General features: G+C 53.5%; 16 protein-coding genes. 9 read left to right on the top strand and 7 right to left on the bottom strand.

The window, feature by feature from the left end; all coding sequences use genetic code 11:
* Positions 1 to 328: 328 nt before the first annotated feature.
* Complete coding sequence (locus tag Pla100_RS29090) at positions 329 to 1,564, bottom strand: DUF1559 domain-containing protein (protein ID WP_146582702.1); 1,236 nt, start codon at positions 1,562 to 1,564, stop codon at positions 329 to 331.
* A gap of 655 nt (positions 1,565 to 2,219) precedes the next feature.
* Here Pla100_RS29090 and Pla100_RS29085 point away from each other — a divergent pair.
* The 3 genes from Pla100_RS29085 to Pla100_RS29075 all read left to right on the top strand — a co-directional run bounded on the left by Pla100_RS29085 (position 2,220) and on the right by Pla100_RS29075 (position 5,352).
* Entirely contained in the window at positions 2,220 to 2,789 is a 570-nt protein-coding gene (locus Pla100_RS29085; protein WP_146582700.1) for a sigma-70 family RNA polymerase sigma factor, read from the top strand.
* Positions 2,786 to 4,666, top strand: coding sequence for a LamG-like jellyroll fold domain-containing protein (locus Pla100_RS29080; RefSeq protein WP_146582698.1), 1,881 nt, complete (start codon positions 2,786 to 2,788; stop codon positions 4,664 to 4,666). Before Pla100_RS29085 ends, Pla100_RS29080 begins: the two co-directional genes overlap by 4 nt.
* A 245-nt stretch (positions 4,667 to 4,911) precedes the next feature.
* Complete coding sequence (locus tag Pla100_RS29075) at positions 4,912 to 5,352, top strand: hypothetical protein (protein WP_197168325.1); 441 nt, start codon at positions 4,912 to 4,914, stop codon at positions 5,350 to 5,352.
* A 214-nt stretch (positions 5,353 to 5,566) separates the two neighbouring features.
* Here Pla100_RS29075 and Pla100_RS29070 read toward each other — a convergent pair whose 3' ends face one another.
* The gene (locus tag Pla100_RS29070; RefSeq protein ID WP_146582696.1) at positions 5,567 to 6,694 is read right to left on the bottom strand and encodes a hypothetical protein; all 1,128 of its coding nucleotides are present in this window, start codon (positions 6,692 to 6,694) and stop codon (positions 5,567 to 5,569) included.
* A 565-nt stretch (positions 6,695 to 7,259) separates the two neighbouring features.
* Here Pla100_RS29070 and Pla100_RS29065 point away from each other — a divergent pair.
* The 6 genes from Pla100_RS29065 to Pla100_RS29040 all read left to right on the top strand — a co-directional run bounded on the left by Pla100_RS29065 (position 7,260) and on the right by Pla100_RS29040 (position 14,504).
* A complete protein-coding gene (locus tag Pla100_RS29065) occupies positions 7,260 to 8,273 on the top strand; it encodes a LacI family DNA-binding transcriptional regulator (RefSeq protein WP_146582694.1) in 1,014 nt (337 codons plus the stop codon).
* A 67-nt stretch (positions 8,274 to 8,340) separates the two neighbouring features.
* The gene (locus Pla100_RS29060) at positions 8,341 to 9,774 is read left to right on the top strand and encodes an MFS transporter (RefSeq protein ID WP_146582692.1); all 1,434 of its coding nucleotides are present in this window, start codon (positions 8,341 to 8,343) and stop codon (positions 9,772 to 9,774) included.
* 542 nt (positions 9,775 to 10,316) lie between these two features.
* Positions 10,317 to 11,570 (top strand): DUF1559 domain-containing protein, encoded by a 1,254-nt coding sequence (locus Pla100_RS29055; protein WP_146582691.1) that lies wholly within the window; start codon positions 10,317 to 10,319, stop codon positions 11,568 to 11,570.
* A gap of 36 nt (positions 11,571 to 11,606) precedes the next feature.
* On the top strand, positions 11,607 to 13,190 hold the full coding sequence (locus Pla100_RS29050) for a glycoside hydrolase (protein WP_146582689.1): 1,584 nt from the start codon (positions 11,607 to 11,609) through the stop codon (positions 13,188 to 13,190).
* A gap of 190 nt (positions 13,191 to 13,380) precedes the next feature.
* Positions 13,381 to 14,115, top strand: coding sequence for a PEP-CTERM sorting domain-containing protein (locus tag Pla100_RS29045; RefSeq protein WP_231603766.1), 735 nt, complete (start codon positions 13,381 to 13,383; stop codon positions 14,113 to 14,115).
* A gap of 116 nt (positions 14,116 to 14,231) precedes the next feature.
* Positions 14,232 to 14,504 carry a hypothetical protein gene (locus Pla100_RS29040; protein ID WP_146582685.1) on the top strand — a complete coding sequence of 91 codons (273 nt, stop codon included), beginning with the start codon at positions 14,232 to 14,234 and terminating at the stop codon, positions 14,502 to 14,504.
* A gap of 31 nt (positions 14,505 to 14,535) precedes the next feature.
* On the opposite strand, the gene Pla100_RS29035 is transcribed toward Pla100_RS29040, so the two are convergent.
* From Pla100_RS29035 to Pla100_RS29015, 5 genes are all read right to left on the bottom strand, one after another.
* Positions 14,536 to 15,663, bottom strand: coding sequence for a hypothetical protein (locus Pla100_RS29035; protein WP_146582683.1), 1,128 nt, complete (start codon positions 15,661 to 15,663; stop codon positions 14,536 to 14,538).
* Positions 15,664 to 15,900: 237 nt separating this feature from the next.
* Positions 15,901 to 16,329, bottom strand: coding sequence for a hypothetical protein (locus tag Pla100_RS29030; protein WP_146582681.1), 429 nt, complete (start codon positions 16,327 to 16,329; stop codon positions 15,901 to 15,903).
* Between the two features lie 63 nt (positions 16,330 to 16,392).
* Entirely contained in the window at positions 16,393 to 20,013 is a 3,621-nt protein-coding gene (locus Pla100_RS31335; RefSeq protein WP_197168323.1) for a protein kinase domain-containing protein, read from the bottom strand.
* Positions 20,014 to 20,336: 323 nt separating this feature from the next.
* Positions 20,337 to 20,936 (bottom strand): RNA polymerase sigma factor, encoded by a 600-nt coding sequence (locus tag Pla100_RS29020; protein ID WP_146582679.1) that lies wholly within the window; start codon positions 20,934 to 20,936, stop codon positions 20,337 to 20,339.
* A gap of 907 nt (positions 20,937 to 21,843) precedes the next feature.
* Positions 21,844 to 22,564, bottom strand: a 721-nt coding sequence (locus Pla100_RS29015; RefSeq protein ID WP_390620676.1) for a transposase, incomplete at its 5' end; no start/stop codon positions are given.

Below are 22,564 nucleotides of genomic sequence, written 5' to 3'. Positions count from 1 at the left end.
TTCCCAGAGACAGGATCATCGCCCATGAGAAAGCACCGTCTGACGGTACGGCTAAACACGTGTCCGACCGCGACTTCGCCCGGATCAAAAACTTCCGCTCGACTCATCCGTGCCATCACGCACCTCATTGGCTACCAATTCAGCAAACTCGACGCCATCATAGTTTCCGCTACTGAGTGCCAAGTCAATAGCCTCTGCGGTGCTATGTCCCCAAGGTCCCGCTCCCAAGGTCCCGCTCGATACTCACGATTTCGCTCGTCCAGCACCGCCCTCAGCCTAGCTGAGGGACGGTTTGAACTGAATCGACCAATGCAACGAGGCGAACGGACTAGAACTCTTCGATCGTTTCTTTGTTCGCTTTGGTACCAAGCGATCCCCATAGTCCGTACGGACTCTTGCTACCAGCAGTTGAAAACTGAGCTCCAGTATCGATCGTCCGTCCCACAGTTCCTTGGTTACCGCTCCCTGCCTCGATGCTATCGGTGATGAACTTCACCGCGCCATCAGCCATGCAAACATGGCAGCCACCTTGATGATAGCTGCCTGCGGAGAACACTCCGTTGGAGCCTGCGCCGCTGTTAGGGAAGTTTCGCGGGTTGCCGTTGGCACCACTGCAACTGGCACTATTGGGCGGGGCAATGGTCTGGAAACCACTGCGTCCTACCACTCCGCTGGCCCAAATATGCCCACGTCGGAAAAGACGGTGGTTGGATCCGCCCGACGCCGACCAGTACGGTTGATCACGATAGAATTGGGGGCGAGCCGGATCAATCACGTCCGTGGTATTCTTGAAACACGTGCTTGCTGGATCCCCATACATCCCACCTGAACTGATTCCGGAGCGAATGGTGCCGACTAACTGCTTATCATCGAGGCTGGTACCGATCTCACCGAAGGCAATGGTGTTCGACAGACCATCGAGAATATCGCGGAACCCGAACGGCTTGAACGGACGGAAAACACCGCGGTGTGCCGTCACACCAATTCCGTTTTGATAGGCCCAGTTTGGAATGATCACTGCATCGCCGAGGCAGGCTGAGTAATTCAATCGGCCCCATTCCGATGGAGTGCCGGGGTCAGAGGGACAACGGAGCATGGGAACTTCCGTCCGAAACGGAGGGTAAGCTGTACTACGCTCCGGACCGGGGCCCATTGCGGGCCAGCTTGTCGTTCCCACGGTAAACGGGTTTGAAATCTGTTCCCACAATGCTTGCTGCTCGAAGAAGGGAAGCAAACCAACCGTCCATGCGAGATGGGCACGATTGTTTACGTCATCCCCACCAATCGGACTCAAGTCTCCCGTGAAACGCGTGTGACCGGTGAAGCCATTCGTTCCACCGGTGGCTGCTGGCATCGCGTCATAGGCGGCATGGTAGTTGTGCAATGCCAAACCGATCTGTTTAAAGTTGTTGCTGCAGGACATTCTGCGAGCCGCTTCACGGGCGGCTTGCACGGCCGGCAACAGAAGGCCGACCAGTACACCGATGATGGCGATAACAACAAGCAGCTCAACGAGAGTGAAGCCTCGCTGGCGGGAAGGTGAAGGTTGATGAATTCGTAACATTTGTCACATACCTCGAAAGAGAAAAAAAGAAAAACGAGTGATCGTCAGTGCGAGTCGGCATCTCGATTCAAGGAACAATTCCCGAATTTTCATCGCCAGTCTCAGGGACATAATCCTTCACAGCATCCGATTCCTGCAGAAGCGGGTCGTTGGCGTCAATTGTGACGGTCGCTGCAGAATTATCAGGACCACAGCCAACAGATAGCGCCAGCAAAGCCGCTAGCAAAGTGAATCGTCGAATGTTTTTTAGGTTGATCAGGGAAATGAAAAGCTCCTTCAAGAAATGGACAAACTTTGTGGGGTCGGAAGATGTTTGACTGTTTTTGCACCGCTGAAAAACAGATATCTATTGCGGTTTACTGCCGCAGGAGGGCTGGACCAGCCCCTAAAAACTGGAAAGTTGATCAGAATTTGTTTGACTTCCCAAATCAAGCTTCAGTTCTGAACGCACCATGCGTACACACTGCGAAAAATGCGTGTGATAGCAGAACGCACGTGCCCCCTTCCCGGCCAAGGGCGATGGTTGAGATCTTGGCGGCATCTTTGAGGAGAACCGATCCTCATTGCGGGATCATTCCTCGATTCTCAGTATTCGAGGTGGCAAGTTTGCTGACCCTTGGCAGTAAACTCCATAGAGGATCAGCGTCCGATTAAAATGGCAGGCCAGCGGGTTATCCAATTGACTAACAAACCAGATCAACTCTCTTCCCGAGACGATGAAGCTCCGCGGTTTGTGCGTTTATTCGCGTTACATGAGCGGCAGGTGAGAGGTTTTCTCTTCACGCTGTTGCCCAACCGCGATGCTGTCGATGAGGTGATGCAGGAAGTAAGTGTCGTGCTTTGGAAGAAGTTCTCAGAGCTAGAGTCTGATGACGGTTTCCTACCCTGGGCGTTCGTAGTTTCAAAATTCGAGGTATTGATGTATCGTCGTCGTCTCGCCCGAGACCGTTTCGTTTTTGACGAACATTTGATCGGTTTGTTGGCCGCAGAGCATCCCATCGAGGATACGAAGAAGCCGGTTCAGGAAATACTGAAAACCTGCTTGGTACAACTTTCTGACGCAGATCGAACGTTAGTGCTATCGGTCTATGCCAGCGGCGTGAAAGTGGTCTCGATCGCTGAGCGGATGGGAGTCTCATCTAATAGCCTCTACAAATCGCTCGGACGCTTGCGACGCAAACTGCAGCAATGCGTTGAAGCGAAAATGAGATCGTTGGCAACATGAAACACGCTGAAGAACCTACCGATAACCGCTTGGATGATTCGACTACGCAGTTGATCGCCGATTTGTTTGATCGCTACGTGGATGGGCGTATTACCAAGGAAGAATTCAAGCATCTATCTGAATTGCTCTCGCACAGTAAGGCAAACCGAGATCACTTTCGAGCCGCCATGCAGGTGCACGCGGCGCTCCACGAGGCGGCCGATTCGCTCGATGAACCTGGATGGCCGATTCGCACTGAGAATGCCACTGAGAATGCCACTGAGAATGCCACTGAGAATGCCACCGAGAAGAGCCGCGGCGGAGCAGAATCCGATCGCGATCGAAATGCGAGGAATACGACGGTAGACAAGCCGTTGCAACCCGATCCACTGCAAGTCAATCGGACGCAGCACTGGAGCTTGTGGGTGGCGGGCTTGGTTTGCGCGACCACGTTACTATTGGTTTTGGGCGTCCGCGAGTTCGATCGCTTTGCAGGCGACTACCAAGGTCGGTTGTCGCCGCGAATTAACGGGAATCAGGTTTTACAGCAATCAAGTGATTTAGCCGAATTCGAGACGAGAAAGAATGAATATGAAGCGATGGAGCTTCCTCAAACAGGAGCACGACAGCGAAAGCCGGTCGCAATTCTGCAAAGCTCGGTGGACGTCGCTTGGGTAAATCAGGTCGACGTCCCTCGTGTCGGTGAAGGGATCACGCCAAGAATTCTAGAGCTTCGAGAAGGTTGGATCGAGCTCGTATTCAATAGTGGTGCGTCTGCTGTCGTAGAGGCGCCCGCAAAGCTGGAGCTGATCTCAGAACTCAGAGGTTTTCTTCACTTCGGAAAAGTGCGGTGTCACGTTCCCCCTTCTGCTACGGGGTTCGTAATCGAAACGGAGAAAGCTCAATACGTCGATCGGGGTACCGATTTCGGTGTGATCGTGAACGTTGATGGACAGCAGGAACTGCACGTGTTTGAAGGAGAGGTTGAGATTTTGGCTCGGCCAGGCGATCAATCCCAACGCTCTGTGTTAACGGGTGCGGCCGTTCGGATGCTGTCAGGAGGTTCGCCGTGGGAATTGATTGACTCGCGATCGAACGATTTCACTGATACAGCCATCCTGAGAGTTCGCCGGGAAGAACGAGATGAACGGCGACAGGCACAGTGGGAGAGTTATCAGAACCGCCTGAAAGAACGTAGCGACTTGGTTGTCCTTTACGATTTTCAAATGGACTCCCATCGACCTCTGTCATTAGTCAATCGTTGCGCGAATACCGCTCACGGGTCCATTATCGGATGCCAGTGGTCAGAGGGCCGTTGGCAAATGAAACAATCACTCGATTTTAAACGGCCAGGGGATCGAGTTCGACTTAGCATTCCTGGTGATTTCAATCAGTTGACCTTGGCTACGTGGATTCGTGTTGACGGATTTGACCGGAGTTTTAATTCGATACTGCTAACAGATGCGTTTGAGTCAGGCGATGTGCATTGGCAGGTGAAGTCAACCGGGCAGCTAGATGTGGGGATCAAGCCGCCCAATGCGATTCGCGAGATAGCATTGTCCCGTGCTGTATTAGGTTACGAGGACCTGGGACGTTGGATCCACTTGGTTGCAGTGATCGATTCACAGAATGAGTATGTCTCCCATTTCCTTGACGGAGAACTGGTTGGCCGGTTCGATATCCATCTGCATCATGATCAAGATTCAAATGATCATGCAGCTCGCATGAAGCTGCGAATCGGTAATGCGGAACTCGGAAATTGGAACCCCGCGAAACCCTACGATCCGTGGCTAGTACGCAACTTCAACGGACGGATGGACGAGTTCGCGGTTTTCAATCGTGCGTTTGATGAACTCGAAGTCCGTGAACTCTACGAGTTGGGGTCTTTGGACCCATGAATGGAATAACGTGATAAGTACGGTGGCTCGTCGCCGAGGAAGCTCACGTATTTGTCCTCGACTCGGACAATTCCAATGAACGTCCAACGAATCATTGGGTTGTTGATCCGAGGGAGCGGCTCCCGAATTTTCCGAGAAGAATAATTCAGGCGACGGGTCCAGCTAAAAAACGGCTATGATTGCATACCATTGAACCGAAGCCGTCATCACGTTGAAGCATCCATTTTCGAAAAGGCATGGTACTCATGAATCACACTCTATCGACCGGATCGCATGCCTGGGTAAGCACCCATGATCGCGGCAGAGCTGTTGTCCTGCTGCGTCTGATGACGGGCATTGTTTTGATGATCGCGATTGCTGGTTCCGTTGCCGCCGTCGAGACTCGTGTGTTTCAGGCGGGCGCGAGCATCACAAAAATCACGCCGCCGCTAGGATTGCCGATCATCGGTAATTGGGATTCACCGCCAGCGACTGAAATTCATGACGATTTGCATGTCCGATGTTTGGCGTTCCATGATGGCAAAACCACGATCGTTTTCGCGATCTGTGACAACGTTGGGATACCGCGAGAAGTTTTTGACCAAGCTCGCAAATTGCTGCAGTCGCAAAGTGACGTACCGCCGACTCACATCCTGATGTCATCGACGCATACACACTCGGGCGTCTCCGCTCGCGGGACTCGTTAGGGAGGAGCTTGGGGACACGACACTTTGCCAGTCTATCCGCATGTAGCTCAACAAAGCTACATCCCTGATTCAACAAAAGTCGCCTGCACCGAAGCCTCGACGGCTTTGGTTTTGCCGGGTCTGGCGGCGGTTGCGATGAGAAAAGCGCATGCCTCATCCACGATCGGCCTGTTGGGCCGATGAGCTGAAGCAAATAAGAAGCTGATCCCGGACCTTAGTCCGTGACCGCGAATAGCTCGCGTGCCCGCCGACGCAAATGATAACGTCGATGAGTGCCGTGACTCCGCATGGAGTCGACACTGTCGGGACTACCGGCAACGGTGCAGAACAGCTTGCCGAAGTCGCTAACCAACTCACACCAAGACGCTTGATCCAAACCGAGTCGCTGGAGAAGCGGCGGGACACTTGCGGGCGTCTTGCCACGTTTGCCTGGGGCCGCCTGACGGGCCGTCCAGTCCAATAGTTCCAAGTAGTCCGCCAGCGACATCGCTAAGAATCCCTTGTCGCTGCAACGCTCCGGCGTGTCACTGCCACACGGGCCGATCGGATCAAGCAGTTCGTCGATCGAAACAGGCGACAGAAACGAATCGCGACGATGCCGCAATTTCGCGATCGGTTCGGATCGCTCGCCCGTGGCTTCGTCGGGTGGCGTTTCGTTACGTGTCGCTTCGTCGGGTGGCGTTTCGTGAACTTCTTCATGCTCGGCCTGGATTCGCCGCTGAGCCGAGGTGAAATCGCTGTCTTCGAGCCGCTCGCACATCGCCGCCCGAATCGGATTGAGATCCACATAAGCCGCACAAGCCAACACAGATGCCTCATCGGTGAGCCGAGTCGCCTTGTATCGATCCTGGAAAAAGCGACCGTGTTCTTCGTCCTCACGGTTGGCCCGCATTGCCACACGCTGGCACAGCAACCGCATCCACCAACTCAGATCACTCAAACGACGGCGAATCTCTTCACGCTTAACCGGACAACCGGCGATGGAGTTGATCTCCGGTTGGGTCGGTTCCATCGGCGACCCGTCCGCCTTGCGATGGTTGGGGCACAGCAACATCCAACGACGGGCAACTTCTTCATCGCTCCAAGTCGCAACGACGTCCGGTCGAGACCTAAGAATCAAATGGAAATGATTTGAAAGCAAACTATAGCAAAGCAGATCAATTCCGAAATACGCCGCGAATTGCTGCAAATATTCCTCGATCCAGCGTTTGCGATGGTCGAAGTTCTTCCCAGAGACAGGATCATCGCCCATGAGAAAGCACCGTCTGACGGTACGGCTAAACACGTGTCCGACCGCGACTTCGCCCGGATCAAAAACTTCCGCTCGACTCATCCGTGCCATCACGCACCTCAGTGGTTACCAACTCAGCAAACTCGACCCCGTCATGATTACCCCTACAGGGTGCCAAGTCAATAGCCTCTGCGGTGCTATGTCCCCAAGGTCCCAAGGTCTTCTCTCGTCGCCGTCGCGATCCGCTTGGCCAAGGTCATGCTTGCACATGGCGAACGCATGTCATCAAAGTGGCTTGCCGTGTGATCGTGAGCACTCGTCGAGTTCGAGTGCAGATTTCATCAAGTTGGCCATGGGCCAACCATCTTCGTCGCCTCGGGGAAGTGCTTTCGAGCTACCAGCCTCCTGGTATCAGCTCGGCCTGAAGTAGCCCACCTACGATAAACCACGACATGGGGTAGGGGGCGGTCCGCGCCGAAACCACGCTAGTCAACTCAACGGTCGGCCAAGAATCAAATATAGACCGACTACCCGGGTCAAATTAGGGTCGTGAATAATCCGGGCTAGTGGTTCGGTTTCGCAATCTATCCGTTTCGGGTTCGGGACAACCGTTGCGTCTTTTGCTACCCTCAGACGCGGCTTGCAGTTCCACTCCAACTTCCACAATCCGGAAACCATGACAACACTTCAGGAGATCGCAGACCTAGCAGGTGTTTCCGTCGAGACGGTCAGCCGGGTATTGCGTGGCAAATACCGACAAAAGGGAGTTCGCGGAATTCAACGCGTTGCCCAGGTCGAGCGGATCGCTAACGAGTTGGGCTACCGACCCAATTCAGCTGCCAGGTCGATGAAGAACAAGTCGAGCATGATGGTTGGGGTGGTGTTGCCGGTGGATGCCAACAGTCGCTTGGCCCACGCGGTAAGCATGGAAATTGTCTTCGGCCTAAATTCTGTCTTAACGGATTCAAGGTATGTCATGAGCCTCTTGCCGGTATCAAATGACGAGATAAAAACCGGACAGCCGCTTTCACGTGGGCTGCGGGAGCAAATGGTGGATGGGTTCATTGTGATCGATGACATCGGCGAACAGCTTGAGTCGCATATCCGAGCCAACGACAAACCGATCGTTTGGGCCAATGTCGATCGTCGCGACTCCAACGCATGTGTACATCGGGATGAACGCCGCGCGGGGGAAATGGCATTGCAAGCGTTGGCAGACGCCGGACACCGGCGGGTTTTGAGCATTGAACGAGTGGCTGGTCAGGGGATGCATTACTCGTTCGCAATGCGTCGTGATGGGATTCAGGACGCGGCGAAACGCAACCAAATCGACCTGCGAACGACGTTTGTTTCGCTTCGTCGCGATGCCCCGCGACCGAACGATCTGCCGGAAGCCGTCCGCAGCGCGGGGGCAGTCGTCTTTAGCGATGTTTATCTTAGCATCCGAGTGATCGGCGAGTTGTCGCTGGCTGGCCTCGGCGTTTGCGACTATTCGGCCGTTAGTTGCGACGATGCCGACGAACTCAAGGAAACGCTTCCTTGGTTAACGCGTTCTTCGTTCAATCGATTCGAAATGGGCGTCCATGCCGCACGATTATTATTGAGACTGATCGCCGGCGAATCGGTGGAACCGATTGTTCTGCAACCGAGTTTGATCCCGGGCGGTTCGATCGCATTACCGGAACAATAAGTGGGAGCTTATTCTACGTCCCTAAGCAGATGTACCCTTGAATCAGCCGCGATGCGAGTGACACAACATGATCGAATCTGTGCCGCCGTCGAAGGTCGTTAGTCACGTTTCCGTTTTGGAGAAGCTTGTCTACGGAATGGCGTCGTTCGTCGATTCATGGCCAGTTTGGATTCCGCTGGCCCTCGCCAGCCCAGTGTTGACAATGCAGTTGGGAATTAAGCCATGGGTGGTGAGTCTTCTGTTTGTGTCGTTCCGATGTTGGGACGCCATGACCGACCCGCTGATGGGCTGGATATCCGATAACACCAACAGCCGCTGGGGGCGGCGGCGACCTTACATTTTTGTCGGTGCTATTCTTATCGGCGTGACCTTTCCCCTGATGTGGTTTTTTCCGCGCGATGCCAGCCAGGAATGGATCTTGGCGTGGATGGTCGTCTCTGGACTGTTGCTTTACAGTTCACTTGGCGTTTGGGCAATGCCGTACCACAGCCTCTACATGGAGCTGACGCCCGATTACAACGAACGGACGCGGATCAACTCCTACCGCTTCATTTTTGCGATCCTATTCGGATTGGCGATCGGATGGAGTTGGTCGTTGACGCAGTTGGACATCTTTCGCGATCCCGTGACGGGCGCACCCGATACGCTGCGAGGCACCCGTTACGTCACGGTAGTGATGGGGGCAATCATGGTCGTCTTTGGCGTCCTGCCCGCATTGTTCGTGCGTGAACGGTTCGCCAATTCGGAGGTTGTCAAGCAACGTAAGAAGTCACGACTGCGAGACGACCTGAGGCTGACGCTCCAGAACCGCAATTTTTTGATCCTTATCTTTGTGACCGTTTTTTTTGTCTCTAGCACCGCATTGGTCAAAAGCTTCGGCCAATTCATCATCGGCTACTACGTCCTGGAGGGTGACCTTGTCAGGGCGTCAACTTTCAACGGTCTGACGCAAACGATCTACACAGTTGGCGTCCTCGTGGGGATTTTCACGGCCGATTTTTTGTCACCGAGATGGGGTAAGAAACAGGTGATGATGATCGCGTTGGTAACGCAACTGCTCGGTTGCCTGCTGACCTACTTCGTCCTGTGGCCCAACGCCCCCTACTTGACGCTAATCAACCCAATTTTTCTCGGGTTCGGCAGCCAGGCGACATGGCTGCTCGTTGGTTCGATGGTGGCCGACATCGCAGACGAGGACGAGCTCGCGACAGGAACTCGGCGGGAAGGAAGTTATTCGTCCACCTACTCTTGGGTGGTGAAGATGAGCTTTACGCTCGGTTTCGGGGCGTCCGGACCGTTGCTGGAGCTGACCGGGTTTGATGTCAACAACGGGGCGGATCAGATTGACGTGTTCTTTCGCATGAAATTGATGATGACGCTACTTCCCGTGTTCGTTTTGTTGGTCGCGATTTTCGTTTTGCGATACTATTCGCTGACGGCAGAAAACGCCTCAGAAACGCGGGCCAGACTCGAAGCCAGGCGGCAAAAATCGTCGAATTAGCCGAGTTTTGCTCGTGGGACACCGAGAATTCATCAAGCATCCGTTCGCAGCGGAATTCATCAGCGTCTTCCGAGAGTTTTGCTTGACACTCGCCACCATCGCCCACTATTATGGAACGTTCAACAAAACACGAATCGACCTTAGTTGGTCCCCACGGTGCCGATCGCCGCCACTAAACGGCAAGTTTAACGGGTTTTTCCAAGTCAACCCCCTTTTCATCGGAATGAATATGGAACGTCGTTCCCTACCAGCACGTTCTGCAAGATTCTTCCTACTGGTAATGCTCGCTCCGCTGTTTTTTCCTCTTAGCCTTGGGTGCGGTTCGAACAACAACAACTCAGTCGTTCAACCGCCTGCAGACTCGCAGGCGACGATGGAAGCAATGATCGCGGAACGTACTGCGGAGGCCGAACGGCAAGCCCAATTGGAGAAGAAGGCGCGGACATCCACGCCTTAGATTCGTTCGTGCCTTCAGGTCGGTCTGGAACAGCCAGATATACCCCCGACTTATCAACTCTTTATTTTTGAGTGAGCTTTGAATCATGAAAATAGCAAAGGAAGCATACGACTTGCGGCGAGGGGGTTTCACCTTGGTGGAGCTGCTTGTCGTGATCGCGATTATCGGCGTGCTCGTCGGACTTCTGCTTCCCGCCGTTCAGGCCGCCAGAGAGGCCGCCCGTCGAATGAGCTGCAGCAACAACTTCAAACAGATTGGTCTTGGCATCCACAATTATCATGCAGCGTTCAATCAATTGCCAAAACATGGGACCGGCACATTCCGCAGCTCGATCGGCAGCGAGGAAGGTGGAAATCCGACGACCGGCGGCGGGCAAAATGGAATGCAATTGAGTTACTTGGTCGGCCTAATGCCGTTCATTGAGCAACAGGCGATGTGGGAAAGTATCGCGAATCCGAGTCGCAGCAACGTTTCAAAGACCACCATGACCGGCTCCTGGTCCGCAATGGGGCCTGGGCCATCCCAACCCGAATATGTTCCTTGGGCCACGGACATTTCAACGCTCCGTTGCCCCAGTGACCCAGGTCGGGGATTGCCTGCGATGGGACGTACGAATTATGCGGCATGTTTAGGTGATGCACTTCGTATGCAGGCTTGGGGATCATTTCGGTTCGATGCGTCCGCCGGGACGTGGATTGAAAATAGCACTCGCGCAGAGGTCACCCGAACCACATTTCGTGGTGCATTTGGTTTTCGCAAGGATTACGCGTTCCAAGACATCCTAGATGGACTCGCCAACACGATCATTTGTGGGGAGATTACGACACATCTTGGCGATAGAGATATCCGAACCGAAGCCCCGAACTCGTCGAGCGATCAATGGAGTGCCGCCCGTACGGGAATTTTCCTCAATCCGAAATTTGCCGAAACCTCTAATTGGAAAGATCCGTCGCGACCTCTGTTTTGGTGCAACGGTGGCGCGGGGTGTACCAACCCTACGTTGTTAACCGGAGAACTTCGAAAACGCGGCTTTCGTTGGGCCGATGCCTTGCCGATTTATACAGGTTTCACAACTATCCTGCCGCCAAACTCCGAAACGGTGCTTGAGACGAATGACGGTTCCTCTTGTATGGGGAGTGCGAGCAGTCGGCATCAGGGCGGTGCCCACGTGTTGATGGGTGACGGGGCGGTCAAGTTCATCACCGATTCCATTGAGGCCGGAAATTCCCGGGCGATGCCGGTCGATGCCCTCAGCGACGCCGGTCGGCCAAGTCCCTATGGCTTATGGGGATTTCTTGGAACACGGGCGAACAGGGAAGTCATCAGCAACGAGTTCTAAGCGGTCGTCGGTCCGTATAGCTGAGCAACTAACTAAATGTATATCCGTTTCCTCCTATTGATCTGTCGCGATTTCACGCTCTTGCGCAGTGGGAAGATTTGCGTCGCCCTGTTGTTCGCTGGATTACTACTGTCCGATTCGCGAACACCTTCGCTGGGGCAGTCCGTCACGATCACCGACACGAAGCTGCAAACGATCAAGGGGTGGGGCGTTTTTCCAGGATACCATCGCGGGTCGGATTGGGGACCGAATTCTAGTCTTGTACCACTGGAAGATGTTCCTGGGACCGTGTTGAAGAAAAACATTCTGCGGGCGCTCTACCAGGAACTCGGCATATCGATCATTCGTGTCGATCTATCACCGCCCTATTACGACGCTAATGCCCCGTCAAAAGTGAATGAACGACACATCCAGTCTCTCGTTCAGCATTTACATATCGCCAAACGAGCTGGAATTTCTCAGTATCTGATCTCGGTCTGGAGCCCACCCGCATCGCTAAAGGAACCGGCACGAACTGAAGGGGGTTTTTGGCGCCGCGTCGGGGATGGAGACAAGAAGGCCGACTACTTTCCTGGCATCATGAAAGATCCCGATTATGAAAAGGTCCAAACCAAACTTCGTAGTGATAAAGAAGAAGAGTTTGTGACGTTCTACGCGAAGGCGGTAAAGTACCTGATCTCTCAAGGCTTGGACGCCCCGGTCGCCGTCAGCCTACAAAACGAACCCCGTTGGTCACCCGATTACGACGCCTGCAAATATGAACATGACCAGTACCACCGCGTCGTCATTATGCTACGCAACGCATTGAACGCCGAAGGTCTTCAAGCGGTAAAGATCATCGGTCCCGAACACAACGACTACGGCGATCGGGATCATGGAAATCCGATCATGTATAAAGGCTGGTACGCGCTGGGTAAGATCGGCGGCAAACCCAATGCACTAGCTGCGGCATTACAAGGTACAGCGGTTCATTCCTACGACCTGACCAATGATAAGCAGTGGGACATGAAATACATCGAGGAGTACTCAAGTTCGCTCAAGAGACTCAAGCGAGAATTCCCGCACTATGAGTTTTGGGCCACGGAACACTCGATCGACTATAAGAATTCGCTATCGGAAATGGAGCTCACTTTCCGAGCCTTGAGGCAGTTTAATCGCGAGATCGCGACCTTGCCTCATGAATACTGGATATGGTGGCAGGGTTACAGCCCAACCAATCCACCCGGGCATCTGCAAGCACTCTTGCTAGGAAGCGACTCAGACCTCAAGCGAACGAAGCTGTTTCATATCTTCAGCAAGCTATGGAATCTAGCACCGGTTGGATCGGTCGTTCGGCAAGTGACGTGCGAACATCCGGCACTCCATGCCGAAGGTTCGACCGAGATCGACATGGTTGCCTTTGAAACACCGCAAAACGAATTGGTGCTTTTGGTGTGCAACCCGACACACGAGAAATTGGACGTCGACTTGTTAGGACTCAGTGGCTCATCTGCGAAGGTGTTCCTGACGACTTCTGACGATGACATGTCTGTTCAAGACGATTTGTCGGTGACCGACGGCAAATCTCCGTACCGGCTTCCACCTCAAAGCATTCTCATTTTTGCATCGGAAGACGATTGAAATGTTTAGAGCTTAAAGTGATTTGAAAACGCTGTAACACGGAGCAAATCCACTCCACGATAAAGATTGTCCACCGATGACCGGGACCAATCGCTATCTGAATTTTTAAACACGTGGCCCGAAAAAGTCGAACCCCATTTCGGCTAGACCCTTGAAACCCGATTTATTCCACGCTAACAGGAAAGTAACCTTGAAGACACGATTTTGTTTATTGTTTTTTTTGCTGACGTCCGCCGCCAGTGTCCAAGCAGCCATCGTTTCAAACCTAGTTCAAGACCCAGGGTTCGAGTCAACGGTGTCCCCGGTACTTACTTCGACCTCAACTCCCTGGTTTACCATTGGTGAAGACAATGAAGTGAATAACAATAGTACTAGTGTGATCCAAGTAACAGGGTCACCTGGGTCCGGCGTGAATTCCGGCTCGAGGGCAGCACAGTTTGCGTTTTACTTCGATGCTGCGACGATCGTTCAAAACTTGGGCGTTCAATATGACAGTAGCAAGACGTATGAATTCTCATTCTATTCGCGAATTTCTAATCTAAGCGCGAACAGCTTGCACATCAACCCGTCGACGATCAACGCAAGTATCTGGACCAGCTCGACAATCAACGGGACGTATGCTTCTCGCGGGTTGATAAGCGGCCTAACTTCAACGACCACCGACTGGACCGAGCATCGTTTCGATATCGCGTCCACGTTCGGCACACTCGGAAGCTTTTCTGGGGAATTCTTGCAGATCCGTCTCGACAAGCCCAATACCAACACGACGCATCGGATATCGATCGATGATGTGGCATTCGGAGTGCAAGTGACGGCAGTTCCCGAACCGTCGGGGGCCATTCTATTCGCGCTCGCCGCAACGGCCGGTTTGGGAGTCGTCCGTCGCAAGCGTCGGTCACCTGAACAGCTTATGTCGCTAGCATAAAAGAAAAGAAAAAATGTAACGACGCGTACAACCGCAGCTTGGCAAGAAGTTTACTTGCCGTCACGTAGGACTTGAGAGAGAAAAGACCACACGATAATCGCGGTGATATAGACTCCATGCAAGCCAAACAAGCAGCCATGCTCTTCAAAGACCGGTTCGATGCGTTCGGCCAAAAGAACTTCGGCGAACGAAAGGCCTTCACCACGGGGACAGCCTGGGGACACGACACTTTGCCAGTCTATCCGCATGTAGTTAAACCGAGCTATATCCCTGATTCAACAAGAGTCGCCTGCACCGAAGCGTCGACAGCTTTGGTTTTGCCGGGTCTGGCGGCGTTTGCGATGAGAAAAGTGCATGCCTCATCCACGATCGGCCTGTTGGGCCGATGAGCTGAAGTAAATAAGATGCTGATCCCGGACGTTAGTCCGTGACCGCGAATAGCTCGCGTGCCCGGCGACGCAAATGATAACGTCGATGAGTGCCGTGACTCCGCATGGAGTCGACACTGTCGGGACTACCAGCAACGGTGCAAAACAGCTTGCCGAAGTCGCTGACCAACTCACACCAAGACGCTTGATCCAAACCGAGTCGCTGGAGAAGGGGCGGGACACTTGCGGGTGTCTTGCCACGTTTGCCTGGGGCCGCCTGACGGGCCGTCCAGTCCAATAGTTCCAAGTAGTCCGCCAGCGACATCGCTAAGAATCCCTTGTCACTGCAACGCTCCGGCGTGGCACTGCCACACGGGCCGATCGGATCAAGCAGCTCGTCGATCGAAACAGGCGACAGAAACGAATCGCGACGATGCCGCAATTTCGCGATCGGTTCGGATCGCTCGCTCATGGCTTCCTCGGGTGGCGTTTGGTGACGTGGCGTTTCGTCGGGTGGTGTTTCGTGAACTTCTTCATGCTCGGCTTGGATTCGCCGCTGAGCCGAGGTGAAATCGCTGTCTTCGATCCGCTCGCACATCGCCGCCCGAATCGGATTGAGATCCACATAAGCCGCACAAGCCAACACAGACGCCTCATCGGTGAGCCGAGTCGCCTTGTATCGATCTTGGAAAAAGCGACCGTGTTCTTCGTCCTCACGGTTGGCTCGCATTGCCACACGCTGGCACAGCAACCGCATCCACCAACTCAGATCACTCAAACGACGCCGAATCTCTTCACGCTTAACCGGACAACCGGCGATGGAGTTGATCTCCGGTTGGGTCGGTTCCATCGGCGATCCGTCCGCCTTGCGATGGCTGGGGCACAGCATCATCCAACGACGGGCAACTTCTTCATCGCTCCAAGTCGCAACGACGTCCGGTCGAGACCTAAGAATCAAATGAAAATGATTTGAAAGCAAACTATAGCAAAGCAGATCAATTCCGAAATACGCCGCGAATTGCTGCAAATATTCCTCGATCCAGCGTTTGCGATGGTCGAAGTTCTTCCCAGAGACAGGATCATCGCCCATGAGAAAGCACCGTCTGACGGTACGGCTAAACACGTGTCCGACCGCGACTTCGCCCGGATCAAAAACTTCCGCTCGACTCATCCGTGCCATCACGCACCTCATTGGCTACCAATTCAGCAAACTCGACACCGTCATAGTTTCCGCTACTGAGTGCCAAGTCAATAGCCTCTGCGGTGCTATGTCCCCAAGGTCCCGCCTCCCCAAGGTCCCGCCAAGGTCCCCCCGTCCCCAAGGACCCGGCCGAGCCGTTGAAGCCACCGACAACCCACGAATTCGCCTGAAACACGGGAAATTAGATGCGCTCACCCTGAGGTCACAAGCAGGCTCTCAGCATTGTTTACCCAAAATCATTAAAAACCCAAGTCCAGCCTGCATCGCAGAGAAAAGCGATTGGCAGACTAACACGGTCTGTACATGGAATCTGGGGCGAAGGGCTCTCTTTCCTAGCCAAAGAGGCAAGAAAAGTACCAGTAGCCATACAATTCCGATCAATGTGCCGTAAATCCACTCTGAAGTTACAACGAATGCAAGCGGCAAGAGAAAGATCATGGTGATACTGCCAAACATGAATATCGCTTCGCTCGACTTCTCAAATAGCGACAAGCCCATGCATGCAGCGATGCCTAACATTGGCCACGGAAGCATGACTAGGAGCGAACCCAAAAGGGCACGTCGTGGGAAGGTGACTGGAGCGTCGTGCACCGGCAGTGCCGGAGATGACAATGGACTTGCAAAAGGATTCTCGTCTTCTTTCATCAATTCACTCCCATTTCTTTCCGACAGAGCCAATTCCGCGACAAGTTTAGAAACAAAGCGAGATTAGTACTCGGCTATGACTTTCCATTGTTCGTCTGCTTTGCGGAGTTGCACGAATCTGCACGCACCCCCGGCGGAGATTTTTAGCAAGACATCGTTCTCTTTGATCTTGAAACGCATTGATTGGAATAGCGATTCGCTTGGTTGATTCGGTTCTGTGGCATAGTCGCCAACCGCGACATCCAATTGCTCGATCCGGTACAAGTTCATGAACTGACCAATGAATACACTAGGGATGGGATCCACTGCCGCCTGCTTCTTGAGAGCAACCAGCATTTCATCTCGCTTGATCGATACTCCGTATTCGGTCATTTTTCCCGGGACTTCGAGTCCAAAATAAAACAAACGATTTCCTGGGAGCAATTGCACCTCAGAAGCATAAAGTTGGTCCAGCTTTTTTTCGTCGTAAAGCATGCAAGCACGGAGCAATTCTTTCGCGAAAGCGGTAACTTCTGGAGCAGGCTGAAGGCGTGCCGTTGTCTTGCGAGTTGGACCTGAAATCTTGACGTTCTCCAGTCCCAACCAGAAAACTGTGTGAGGCGATGAGTCCAGATGGTACACCGCGACAGGGCCGGAGGGTTTTAGGAGACCGCCGAGTCCCTTGTTCTCAGACGCATCGCCAATCGTCCCCTCCAGCTTCACGATGTCTCCGGCCTTGAACTCGAGTTCGTCAGATGTGTCAATGATGAGTGTTGCGAGAAACGGGTTTGCATTCGCATTGATTACCGATTTCGGCATTAGATGGGCGACACCATTAAAGGACTTCGTTGCGACATGTGCCAATTCAAATTCCCACTTTACATTTTGCCCCTTTAACGCTTTGTTGACTTGAAATTGGACGGTATCCTCGGCAGGGGCCATGTCGACATATCCACCGGCACCATCCGTGACCGGCAGAACTTCCGAGTTCGTCTCTCCGGCCGCGGGTACGACCGTGACTCTCTTCTCCAGCGATGGCTCGTCGGGGACTCTCGCCTTGCCCGCGAGTTCGCCGAGGTAGGTGTCGAAAGCGACAATGTCCGCCCGCCAACCTTCGCTTGACGGTTTTCCTTTTTCAGGCTGATCTTCTTGTGCGATCTGTTCTTCGCGAGTCGTCTGTGCGACCGAGTTATTCTGAATCTTCCTTTCGCGAATAATCTCCCAAGCCTTGGTGAATTGGGCCGTGTAGATATTCAATAAGTGCGTTTCTCGATCCTGCAACTGCGCCGTGTTGATTGCGGGGTCTGCCGCAATATTCAGATTTTTCCAACCGGTCTCTCCGAGTTCTGCGGTCGCGATTGCGACGGGATCTTTTTGCTTGATTCCTGGTGGCCAGATCGAACGCTTGACATTCAGCGAATTGGCGGTCGAAGTGACCTGATAGACGTCGCCGTAATATGGCAAAAAGACGTAGTACTGATGCTCATCCGCCAGGAGGGCTGACAAGGACGTATCGAGGTCCGCTATTTTGAGGAAAGACTTAGGGTCAGCGTTCTCAATCAGATAGTCGCCGGCGTAGACACCATTTTTGTCCTTAATGACAGATTGGTGAATTGCCTGGAACGTCGGCGCATCATATCCGTTGATTCTTGAATTGCCTTTCCAAACGCTACGTCGATCTGCAGCATATGGACTGTCATCGCCGAATGTGCGAAACGTATCGAGATCGACACCTTCTAATGGAGTCATCGACCAATAGACTCGATTCGCGTCCCGATAAAACGCCTGCTTTAGATGTCGGAACGTCTTCGCATCGGCGCCAGAAATCTTTTCTCTCTGATACCAAACGCTCTTCGCATCTTTCCAGGCAAATCCCGCATTCACAAGTTCTACAGTCTTCGGATCAACGCCTCGTAGAGGTTCTCCGTACCACCAAGCACTTGTCGCGTCCTTAGCCAGATTGGAACTGATAACCTCAAAGCTTTGGGCATCGGCCAGAGGAAGTTCCACGACCCAAAAACGTTCGTTGCTAATCCATTTGTAATAGACTTTGTTCTTGTCCTTGGTGTACTCTTCGCTCAGTGCCTTGAAGCTCGCGGCGTCGACGTCCGCACAAGGAGTCAGCTTGAGATTGGTAGATTTGGCAAACCTATCGAAGTCTTCTCTTCCAGCCTGATCGATACGCTGCTCTTTAAAGTAGATGAAGTCGCCCTGCCGTGAGTAGCCATGTCCCAGTACTTCCTTATCCGTTTCTTTGCTTTGTAGGAGCGTTAAGAACTGTCTGATGTACACAGCTTGCGGTGAATTCACGGGCCAAGCCGCATGTTGATTTCCGTCGCGAATAATGAAGCGGTTAAAGGTCTTTTCGGGAGTGACATTTAAGCCGAATATGGAGACCGCAAACGAGCTGGTGACTTCTTTTTGTTCCAAGACCAATAAGTATTCTCCAGCATTCAGTCGTGGGAGGTTGCCCGTAGGAGTCTGATTCGCGATCGGATCAACGGGGTCAATGGCTGCAACATTTGAAAACAGTGCATCGATCGTGATTGGCTTGCCTTTAAGAAATTGACTCGCTTCAAACAAATGCGACATTGCACTTCCCGTTGGTTCGCCTTCTTGCAACTTCCCAACAACGATCAGCGGGCTGTTTTTGGTGAGTCTTTCAAGACGGGCCTTCTCTTCTTGGCTGAGATCTCCATTGTCACCGTGAGTTCCCTGAGTGCTGGCTCCGTTTTGCTGAACCGGCACCGGATCGGTTGGAAGCATTAAGAACGCTGCAAACGCAATGAGCAAGCTATTTCCGAGTACAAGCGTTTTCATATTAAGCCATCTTCTTTTTGATTCGGACGTTTTGGGGGCGGCCTCGGAAGATAAGAGCCAAGGTAAGGTTGGCAGTGAATTGGATAACGGTTGCTGCACGTAGCTGAGGAGGACCTCTAGCAGTTCTCGCACTTCCGCAGCTGATGAAAGCCGGTCCTGAACACTTTTCGTCATCAGTTTTGTGATCACCGCGCTCATCCACTCCGGGATGTTTGGGTTGATCTCTTGAATTGGGGTCGGCTCGGATTCTGTGATCCGCCGCATGATACTCAAGCTGTTCTCCGCTCTGAACGGTGGCCGCCCGGTACACATGGTGTATAGCATGCTGCCGAGACTGAACAAATCGCTCCGTGCATCAACACTTTGACCGGACGCTTGCTCGGGTGACATGTACTGCGGTGTACCGGGATGGAATCCAGTGCGAGTCAGGCTGGCATCATCGGCTGCGCGCGCGAGTCCAAAATCGCTGATCAAAGCGCGGTCGACATCTTCTTCCAGCAGGATATTCGAAGGCTTGATGTCACGATGGACGATGCCCTGTTGATGGGCGGCTGACAAGCCATCGGCGATCTGCATTCCGATCCGCAGAATCTCACACAATTCAAGAGCCCCATCGCGATCAATGCGAGCCTGCAACGATTCGCCGGATACATACTGCATCACGATGAATGGTGATTCACGCTCTGTCTCAACATTGTGAATTGGCACCACGTGTGGATGCACAACTGCCGCAGCCGCGCGAGCTTCGCGTGCGAACCGTTTCCGGGCAGGCCCGCTGCTGGCGAGATACGGGGCCAGCAGTTTAATCGCGATGGGTCGATTCAGTTCCGTATCGAATGCCTTGAACACAACTCCCATCCCGCCCGAACCGATCAACCGTTCCACTTCGTATCGCCCCAGTCGTCCGAGCATTTCCGGATGCGTGGGCGGTGAAAGCAACTGCCTGGCCATCGACTCGGTCCAGTGAATGGCTGATTGATCTAAGTTGACCGGCGGAAAGCAGCGTTGTTGATCTGAACTGATGGTTTCCGAGATCGCGACTTTCACACCATGCCACATCGCCGCCGGTCCGGCCAGTTCGCTGATTCGCTGTTGACAGAGATTGCAAGTTTCTACATGAGCGAGCAATTCCTCGCTGGGCTCTGACGATTGGTCGCTCCGGAGCATGTCCTCCAACGCTGCGTCATCACACGTAACTTGATTATCGTTCATCGTTGGTGCTGATACTGCTGGACAAGCTGCTTGATCCGTGCCATCACACGACTGCGTGCGAAATAGATGTTGCCGGGACGAGTGTTGAGCCTCGCCGCTGCAGCTTCGACGGACAATTCCTCAATGCTAGTCAGCCAGAACGCTTGCCAAGTGTGTTCCGCCACCGACTCGCGAACACGATCGGCGGCCCATTGAAAGATCATTCGTTCGTACTCCAGATCGAGAGCACTGGATAGCTGAGATAACGCAGGCAGATTGGCCAAGTGGAACTGGGCCTCGCTTCCATCGCGTCCCAAGGAGCGAGTCGCTTTCTGTGTGATCATGTCGACAGCGGCATTGCGAGCGATCCGCAGCAGCCATGCACGGAAACTGCCGCGGTCATCCCGTTGCAGCCAGTTGGAAATCGAGCTGGCAACCGCCATGAATACGTCTTGGACCAGATTTTCTGCGTCTGCGGCTTGAAAGCCTCGGCTCGTAGCGACGTTGAAAACGACGGGACCGTAGATCCCAGCGAACTCGTCCCATGCAGCCATGTCCTCTGCGTCTTGAAGCCGCAGAATAAGGCTGGCTCGGGTTAGTTCGTCCGTTGGCTTCATGAGTTCGTCGGTTAAGGGTCTCGATTCACTTCTAACAGCAAGACTGAATCGGGAATCGAAATCTTGCGCGAGGCGTAAACATTTTTGCAGATTTCAGCTAACTCGGCTCCTCTTGAATGAGCATGAGCCTTCGTTGGCCCGCCCGAAAGAACTCGTTTTGAGTATTTTTCCCGACTTTGCCGATCTCTGACGGGCAAGGTTCGCAAAATGGAGCACGTCTGACCGAGGGAAACCAGAAACCTCCGAAAAGTCTCTTCGCAAAATCACGATGCTCGATCATTGGGACGAGCAGCGAAAAGCCTGGGAAATGTCGGGTTTTCCGGTTTTCGGCACCTGAGCAGGCTGCAGCGGTCGTAGGAGTTTTTCCGTTTTTCCGGAGGCGTGTGACCAAACGTGTCACTTGCCTGCCGTCTGATAGAGAGTCAAAAGGAAAAATAGCTAGCAATCGCTGGCGGCAGGTCTGACCTCACGGACGCACATAATGAGCCGCATTTTGTATCAGGTGTTTTATGCCCAGTTTTCATCTTCCCCATTTCAACGACATCGCGATTTTGCGATCGATCGAACCTAATCGCTTCCGAATATTTCTGATGCGATTCGACACTTATCTACGCAACCAAGGATTTACGATCCCCGAGTCTGCGTAAGCGCCCAACGGCACGATGTGCCGTTGGGACGGGCGGATCGGTTATTCGAAGAGCCTGGGGACACGACACTTTGCCAGCTCATCCGCATGTAGCTTAACCGAGCTACAACCTTGATTCAACAAAAGTCGCCAGCACCGAAGCGTCGACAGCTTTGGTTTTGCCGGGTCTGCCGGCGTTTGCGACGAGAAAAGTGCATGCCTCATCCACGATCGGCCTGTTGGGCCAATGAGCTGAAGCAAATAAGAAGCTGATCCCGGACGTTAGTCCGTGACCGCGAATAGCTCGCGTGCCCGGCGACGCAAATGATAGCGTCGATGAGTGCCGTGACTCCGCATGGAGTCGACACTGTCGGGACTACCAGCAACGGTGCAAAACAGCTTGCCGAAGTCGCTAACCAACTCACACCAAGACGCTTGATCCAAACCGAGTCGCTGGAGAAGGGGCGGCACACTTGCGGGTGTCTTGCCACGTTTGCCTGGGGCCGTCTGACGGGCCGTCCAGTCCAATAGTTCCAAGTAGTCCGCCAGCGACATCGCTAAGAATCCCTTGTCGCTGCAACGCTCCGGCGTGGCACTGCCACACGGGCCGATCGGATCAAGCAGCTCGTCGATCGAAACAGGCGACAGAAACGAATCGCGACGATGCCGCAATTTCGCGATCGGTTCGGATCGCTCGCCCGTGGCTTCGTCGGGTGGCGTTTCGTTACGTGTCGCTTCGTCGGGTGGCGTTTCGCGAACTTCTTCTTGCTCGGCTTGGATTCGCCGCTGAGCCGAGGTGAAATCGCTGTCTTCGATCCGCTCGCACATCGCCGCCCGAATCGGATTGAGATCCACATAAGCCGCACAAGCCAACAAAGACGCCTCATCGGTGAGCCGAGTCGCCTTGTATCGATCTTGGAAAAAGCGACCGTGTTCTTCGTCCTCACGGTTGGCTCGCATTGCCACACGCTGGCACAGCAACCGCATCCACCAACTCAGATCA

It is taken from the genome of Neorhodopirellula pilleata (assembly GCF_007859915.1).
GTDB classification, from domain to species: domain Bacteria; phylum Planctomycetota; class Planctomycetia; order Pirellulales; family Pirellulaceae; genus Rhodopirellula; species Rhodopirellula pilleata.
Note: the sequence above shows the minus strand (reverse complement) of the source record. Positions and strands in the feature narration are given on the sequence as shown.

Bases quoted from the DNA above. Each gene is read 5' to 3' on its own strand.
- Pla100_RS29065 (WP_146582694.1), top strand. From the start codon at position 7,260: ATGACAACACTTCAGGAGATCGCAGACCTAGCAGGTGTTTCCGTCGAG.
- Pla100_RS29040 (WP_146582685.1), top strand. From the start codon at position 14,232: ATGCAAGCCAAACAAGCAGCCATGCTCTTCAAAGACCGGTTCGATGCG.
- Pla100_RS29030 (WP_146582681.1), bottom strand. From the start codon at position 16,329: ATGAAAGAAGACGAGAATCCTTTTGCAAGTCCATTGTCATCTCCGGCA.
- Pla100_RS29060 (WP_146582692.1), top strand. From the start codon at position 8,341: ATGATCGAATCTGTGCCGCCGTCGAAGGTCGTTAGTCACGTTTCCGTT.
- Pla100_RS29020 (WP_146582679.1), bottom strand. From the start codon at position 20,936: ATGAAGCCAACGGACGAACTAACCCGAGCCAGCCTTATTCTGCGGCTT.
- Pla100_RS29070 (WP_146582696.1), bottom strand. From the start codon at position 6,694: ATGGCACGGATGAGTCGAGCGGAAGTTTTTGATCCGGGCGAAGTCGCG.
- Pla100_RS29050 (WP_146582689.1), top strand. From the start codon at position 11,607: ATGTATATCCGTTTCCTCCTATTGATCTGTCGCGATTTCACGCTCTTG.
- Pla100_RS29055 (WP_146582691.1), top strand. From the start codon at position 10,317: ATGAAAATAGCAAAGGAAGCATACGACTTGCGGCGAGGGGGTTTCACC.
- Pla100_RS29075 (WP_197168325.1), top strand. From the start codon at position 4,912: ATGAATCACACTCTATCGACCGGATCGCATGCCTGGGTAAGCACCCAT.
- Pla100_RS29080 (WP_146582698.1), top strand. From the start codon at position 2,786: ATGAAACACGCTGAAGAACCTACCGATAACCGCTTGGATGATTCGACT.
- Pla100_RS29085 (WP_146582700.1), top strand. From the start codon at position 2,220: ATGGCAGGCCAGCGGGTTATCCAATTGACTAACAAACCAGATCAACTC.
- Pla100_RS29035 (WP_146582683.1), bottom strand. From the start codon at position 15,663: ATGGCACGGATGAGTCGAGCGGAAGTTTTTGATCCGGGCGAAGTCGCG.
- Pla100_RS29090 (WP_146582702.1), bottom strand. From the start codon at position 1,564: ATGTTACGAATTCATCAACCTTCACCTTCCCGCCAGCGAGGCTTCACT.